4 protein-coding genes and 1 pseudogene are annotated in these 6,504 nt (G+C 50.0%); all 5 read right to left on the bottom strand.

Going from position 1 to position 6,504, the window contains the following annotated elements; all coding sequences use genetic code 11:
* A pseudogene (locus tag B3W37_RS08105) lies at positions 1-2,228 on the bottom strand (hypothetical protein); the annotation flags it as partial.
* Between the two features lie 238 nt (positions 2,229-2,466).
* Positions 2,467-4,272: an oligoendopeptidase F gene (gene pepF, locus B3W37_RS08100; protein WP_483171477.1), complete on the bottom strand. Its 1,806-nt coding sequence runs from the start codon at positions 4,270-4,272 to the stop codon at positions 2,467-2,469.
* 202 nt (positions 4,273-4,474) lie between these two features.
* Positions 4,475-5,431 (bottom strand): acetyl-CoA carboxylase carboxyltransferase subunit alpha, encoded by a 957-nt coding sequence (locus B3W37_RS08095; protein WP_483171478.1) that lies wholly within the window; start codon positions 5,429-5,431, stop codon positions 4,475-4,477.
* Entirely contained in the window at positions 5,424-6,278 is an 855-nt protein-coding gene (accD, locus tag B3W37_RS08090; RefSeq protein ID WP_481040975.1) for an acetyl-CoA carboxylase, carboxyltransferase subunit beta, read from the bottom strand. Before accD ends, B3W37_RS08095 begins: the two co-directional genes overlap by 8 nt.
* A 13-nt stretch (positions 6,279-6,291) precedes the next feature.
* Positions 6,292-6,504 (bottom strand): hotdog family protein (locus tag B3W37_RS08085; protein WP_483175316.1); only part of this gene is annotated, 213 nt, incomplete at its 5' end.

Here is a 6,504-nt window from a genome sequence, read left to right as displayed (position 1 = left end):
TCTAATTTAACTGCCAGGGCTTTGATTTTGTTCACCAAACAGCGATGATGATGGTTTTCAAAAATATTGTGTATCGAAAATTCCTCGCCCTTATGCAAAATCTGTAGTGAATTGCGCAGTTTGGCGCCGATATTCTTGCGTTCCCCGACATTTTGCTGAAAGAGTTGAGAATAATGTTCGGCAACTGCCAGGCGGCGCAATATGCTAGTGAGGTATCTCAGTTTGGGATACTTGCCTCCGGTCCCGGGTTGAAGGGCGCGAAGCGTGATGCGTCCGGTTATATGATTGGCATTGGAAATTTTGCCGCGCCCCAGAATGCCTAATTGTATTTGTTCCGGCATAATCAGGATTTTAATCGGCACCCATTCAAAGTTCTCGGGTTTGAGGGTCTCGGCCAGCCAGTTTACATCCCGGTCGGTATAGGAGCGATCTTCTATGAGATTGGCATAGGTTACGGCGTCGCGGGGATCGACCATTTCGATCAACTGTTCCGGTTTGTAGTATCCCAAAGGTATCATGAGATTGATCGGGGGAAACCTGACCAGCATCTCTCTGATCTTGTCAATATGCACAGTAAATATCGGCTTGCTTTCTACCAGGTTGAGCATATTGGAGACAAACTCGCTCAGGCCTTTGCTGCTGCTGAGATCGCCGGGCATGACTTTATCGGCCGCCTGCTCCAGCTGCTCCATGAAATGCTCCACCCCGCCTATCAGGTCAGGGGCTTTTCCTTTGACCGGCAATCCCAGCCCTGCGCCGATAAACTTGGCAAATTCTTCATTATAGCTCTTGCGCAGGTTCCTGAAAATATTGTCGGTCTGTACTATGCGGCCGTCTTTGCCCCGGATTTTTTTGGGAATAACCAGGGGCTTGCCAGGCACGTATTCCATGTACCCCAGTGGAATGAGGGCCGGTTTGACCTGTTCCTTTTTGCTCATCCAGCGCCGGGTGAATTCAGGTTTGCAGCAGAGCAATTCGTCGGTCAATTGCCGTCTTATAGAATCCATTTTGGAAACCAGCAAAGCATCCTGTTCGCTGCACTCCAGTTGCGGGAATACAGCCTTAAACTGCTGCATCTGCAGAACATAACTGGCTACACGGCCATTATATAAAGCGGTCAATAAGTCCAAGACCTGAACCCGATTGGCCTCATCTAAACTGTAGGCTATAGTCAGTTCGGTCATTATCTTCACCCACAGGTCATTGTCCAGATTGAAGCTCTCCTCATTCAGCCCGGTGATCTGCTGAACCAGTTCATAACTGAAGAGATTGGTCATTAAATCATAATAAAGCCTCAGTCCTTCATGAAAGCTGTCCAGGAGTTCATCCACATCATGATATCCCAGGTCGGGACGTTTTATATCGCTGTTGGCCAGGATGTCGGCCACCTTGACCACCAGGCGGTCCTGCACCCAGACGGCCGTGTCGCGATTAGCGGCTTCAAATACGATCTGGGCAGTATCCCTGAATACCCGGTTGCGTTTTTGCAGGGAGGCAGGTTTGACATCGCCATTCAGGCTGACTTCGCAGATAACCTTATTCCAGCATAAGGCTCGGGTGATCAGCCAGAAATCTATTCCGTAACCATAAATGCCCTCCCCCCAGAACATGGCTTCATGGGCCAAATCTTCCACCAGATCGTGGCTAATGGCATAAATGCCGCCTAAAGGATCAGTCATGCGAAAGCCGTAAAAAGTTTCGATCACCGGTGAAGCCAGCATATGGGCGATACTGTCAATACCCATATGACGCCTCATGCTTCCCACTACCATGTCGTAGGGCCCTTGAATGGGATTTAACAGGCTTTCTAACCAGTCTCCCTGAATGCCTGGTCCCTGGGAGGTGATCATATTGGCGCTGAATAAGATCAAATCGGCTTCCAGGCGCTTGCTGATCTCAATAATGGCACGGATACTAGAACCTCTTCCGCTGCAGTGGCCGGGCAATACAAATTCTAAATGCGGGTGTTTAAGTTCCAATTCTGCAATGTCGTCCAGGAAGTCAATAGCCGTATGATCGCCCACCATTAACAGCAGTTGCCGCTTGCCTATCCATGAAGTGAGGATCTGATCAACCGAATGCAATAAGGCCAGGAACTGCTCCTTCTCCTCATGAAAAGGTATGCCGATGACCAGATCATAACTTCCCATCTCCTTCAAACGGGGGGTGACTCTGGCTATGCTCTGATCAAATGCTTCTTCGCATTTCAGTACAGTCAATTGAGTCAAGACATGTTCCTCCTTACCGTGCACTAAAAGTTGGCATCCTGCAATCATTATGTGCATTTAATAAGCCGAATATGAAAGTATTTGCAAGACAAAACCGGCCGGAGCCGGTTTGGGAGAGTATTCCGCATAACCTATATTTTTTGATAGCGGCTTGCCTTTTTACCGCCAGTCCAGGCAATAAAATAAGACCGCCCGGGATCATTTATTACCTGGATTTGGCGGTCGCAAACGATTGGGATCAGCCGGAGACTGCCGTTTCGAGTTCGGACACCAGGCGGCCAAAATAATCCAACGCGGATTGAACCGGCTTGGGCGAAGTCATATCCACCCCGGCCTTTTTAAGCAGCTCTACCGGATAATCTGATGAACCCGACTTGAGAAACTCCAAATAGCGTTTGACAGCGGCCTCCCCTTCATTCTGGATCTGTTCCTTGATGGCGGTGGCGGCGGAAAAGCCGGTGGCATATTTGTACACATAAAAGGCTGAATAAAAATGAGGAATTCGAGCCCACTCCATTTTGATGTCTTCATCCATCACCACGTCGGGGCCGTAGTAGAGCCGGTTGAGATCCAGATAGCTGCTTTTCAATGCCTCGGTGGTCAGGGGCTTGCCCTGTTCAACCATTTCATGGATGATCTTTTCGTATTCAGCGAACATGGTCTGGCGGTATACGGTGCCGCGGAACTGCTCCAGATAATGGTTTATCAGATAAATGCGCTCCTCACGGCTGTTGCTGCGTTTGAGCAGATAGTCGATCAACAGCGATTCATTGACGGTCGAAGCCACCTCGGCCAGGAAAATGGTGTACTGACTGTATACATAGGGCTGATGGCGGTTGGAGTAAAAACTGTGCAGGGCATGTCCCATCTCATGAGCCAGGGTGAAAACATCGTCTAATTTGTTATCATAATTCAGCAGGACATAGGGATGGGTATCGTAGCATCCCCAGGAATAAGCGCCGCTGGTTTTGCCCTGGTTTTCATAAACATCTATCCATCCCCTGGTAAAACCGCTTTTTAAAATACTGAGGTATTCCTCACCCAGTGGCTGCAGGGCTTCTAAAACCTGCTCCCGGGCTTTATCATAGGGGACTTCCGCCTGGTATTCCTTCACCAGAGGAACATAAATATCGTACATGTGCAGTTCATCCAGGTTTAGAATCTGCCGGCGCAGTTTCAAATAGCGGTACATATCGTTCATATAACTGTGTACCGACTCAATCAGGCGATCATAGACCTCAACTTCAACATTGTCCTGTTGGAGAGAGGCATGCAGGGCTGAGGGGTATTTGCGGACCCGGGCATAGAAGACGTCTTTTTTGACACTGGCTGACAGAGATGAAGCCAGGGTGTTTTCCAGCTTTCCGTAAGCGCTGTAAAGAGCGTGAAAGGCCTCTTCGCGCACCCGGCGGTCATGGCTTTCCATGAACCGGCCATAGCGCCCTTTGGTGAGTTCCACTTCCTGACCGTTTTCATCCCGGATCATTCCAAATTTGATATCCGCGTTGTTAAGCATTGTAAATATGTTGCCGGCTGCCAGGGACAGATCGGCGCTTTGGGCCAGGATCTTTTCCTCGGGCTGGGAGAGCACATGCTCCTTTTGCCGGAAAATCTCATCAAACATATGCCGGTATAGCTTCAAGTCTTCGCATTCTTCCATGAATTGGTTCAGGATTTCTTGCGAAATTTCAGTCAATTCAGGGGTTACGAAAGACATAGTGCTGCCGGCTTCGATCATCAGGGTTTCCGCACGATCATACAGGGCTTGATAACGATTATCGGCATTATTCTCATCACGGCGCATCTTGGCGTAAACCACCAATTTCTCTCCCCGGCGGTCGATCGATTCTATCTGCTGAAGAGCGCTCAAAAGCTGCGGGCCCGACTGCCCCAGAGTCCCCTGTAACTGCGCAGCTTTGAGCAGCATAGTTTTCATCTGCTCATAATCATTTTCCCAGGCGGCATCATCATTATAGATGTCTTGAAGGTTCCATTTGAAGCGAGCCTCTATTTCATCTCTTTTCGGGCTATGGTTCACTGCCATCCTCCTTATCGCGGTAATTTTTGCGTTCATGGTTATGTTATCCATTATAAACCTTTTCTTTTCTAGTATCACCCAAGCCCGGCCCCTATATGACACACGGGGATCTTTTCCTCGAGTCTTTTTTGAGTCAAACAGGCATGGGGACGGTTCTTTTGCCTGCCCCGGCAGGCAAAAGAACCGTCCCCACGTGGCCCTGTATGTGCTATTTAATGTTATAGCGCCCGATGGAGCGCAGCCGCTGATAGCGCTGTTCAGGAAGATTACCGCCCTTTTCCATCACCTCATAGAGATTTCTGGCTATGGCTTCTTTAACCCTGGCTATGGTTTCTTGAGGATCGGTGTGGGCTCCGCCAATGGGTTCAGGCACAATTTCGTCAACGATGTCGAGATCTTTCAGGTCGAAAGCGGTCAATCTCAAGGCACCGGCCATTCCCTCGGCCTGATTAGCATCTTTGGCCAGAATAGAAGCGCAAGTTTCAGCTGAAGCTACTGAAAAAACCGAGTTGGAAAGCATGATCAGGCGGTCACACACCCCTAGAGCCAGTGCCCCGCCGCTGCCGCCTTCGCCTATAACCGTTGATATAATCGGTACACTCAGCCCGGATAATAACATGAGATCCTGAGCAATAGCCACAGGCTGACCGCGTTCTTCAGCACCGGCGCCTGGATAAGCCCCCTGAGTATCGATGAAGGTTAATATCGGCCGCCCGAATTTTTCAGCCTGCACCAGCAAACGATGTACTTTACGGTATCCCTCCGGATGTGGCATACCGAAATTGCGTTTGATATTTTCATTGGTGTCCTTACCGCGCTGATGGCCAATCACCGTCACCGGCATGCCGTTAAAGGCGCCGATTCCGCCTACGACAGCATGATCGTCCCCATAGAGCCGATCGCCGTGCAGTTCAATCCACTCATCACAAATATTGTCAAGATACTGTATGGTAGTGGGCCTCTCTGGATTACGGGCCAGAAGTATTTTTTCCCAGGGAGTGAGGTTCTGGTATTTTTGATCCCGGATGGCTTGCAATTTACTTTCCAATACCTTGATCTCACCGCTTAAATCGAAGTCCAAACTGCCCGATAATTCCACCAGTTCCTTGATTTTATCCTGAATATTCTCATATTTGTCTTCATAATCAAACTGTCTTTTAACCATGGTTACCTCCCAGGTGAAGCCTTAGGATCTGCCCGATCACAGCGGGCAATTCCGCTCGATCCACTACCAGATCGAGCATGCCGTGTTCCAGTTGGAATTCGGCGCGCTGAAACCTTTCCGGCAGACGCTGCCCCAAGGTCTGCTCAATCACACGCGGTCCGGTAAACCCGATTAAAGCACCGGGCTCACCGATGATGATGTCGCCCAGACCTGCAAAACTAGCTGGCACTCCCCCGACTGTGGGGTGGGTCATTACCGAGATATAGAGCAGTCCCCGCTTGTGGAACCTTTCCAGAGCCGCGCTGGTTTTAGCCATCTGCATCAAGGAAAGCATGCCTTCTTGCATGCGAGCACCGCCGGCCACCGCAAAGGTAATGAACGGGCAGCCCAGCTCCATGGCCTTTTCAATAGCCCGGCTGATTTTCTCCCCTACTACTGATCCCATGCTTCCCATCAGAAAACGCGAGTCCATTATTCCCAGAACCACCTGGTATCCCTGCACCCTGGCCACCCCGGTGATAATGGCCTCTTGAAGGCCGGTCTTTTCCCGGGCGTCAGCTAATTTTTCATCATATCCCGGGAATTCCAAGGGGTTGTAAGAACTGAGGCCGGTATCCCATTCCTCAAAACTGCCGGCTTCCGCAATCCAGCTTAATCGTTCATGAGCATTCATAGGAAAATGGTGCCGGCAAAACGGGCAGACCTTGAAATTTTCCTGCATCTCCTCCTCAGATATACCGGAAGTGCACTGCGGGCAGACTGCCTGCCCCGGCTTTGCCGGTCTGTACGGCAAGGCATCCTGAGGAACAGGTATATATTTGGTTTTTCCAAATGAACGTTTTAACATATACTCCTCCGGTTCACTCCTGGTCCTTCACCAGCGCAAACATAAACTCCCCACTGCAGACTGTCTCCCCATCAATAGTTATCTTTCCTTTGCCCTTGCCAATGCTTCCCTTGATAGCGGTGAGTTCAGTGCTGATCAACAAGGTCTCTCCGGGGAGGGCGGAGCGTTTGAAACGGATGCGGTCCACCCCGGCAAACATAGCGATCTGGCCTTGGTATTCCGGCTG

This window comes from Syntrophomonas sp. UBA5494 (assembly GCF_002426325.1).
Note: the sequence above shows the minus strand (reverse complement) of the source record. Positions and strands in the feature narration are given on the sequence as shown.

What these genes read in the sequence shown, in the direction of transcription:
- B3W37_RS08095 (WP_483171478.1), bottom strand. Translation starts at nt 5,431, where the DNA reads ATGGTTAAAAGACAGTTTGATTATGAAGACAAATATGAGAATATTCAG.
- accD (WP_481040975.1), bottom strand. Translation starts at nt 6,278, where the DNA reads ATGTTAAAACGTTCATTTGGAAAAACCAAATATATACCTGTTCCTCAG.
- pepF (WP_483171477.1), bottom strand. Translation starts at nt 4,272, where the DNA reads ATGGCAGTGAACCATAGCCCGAAAAGAGATGAAATAGAGGCTCGCTTC.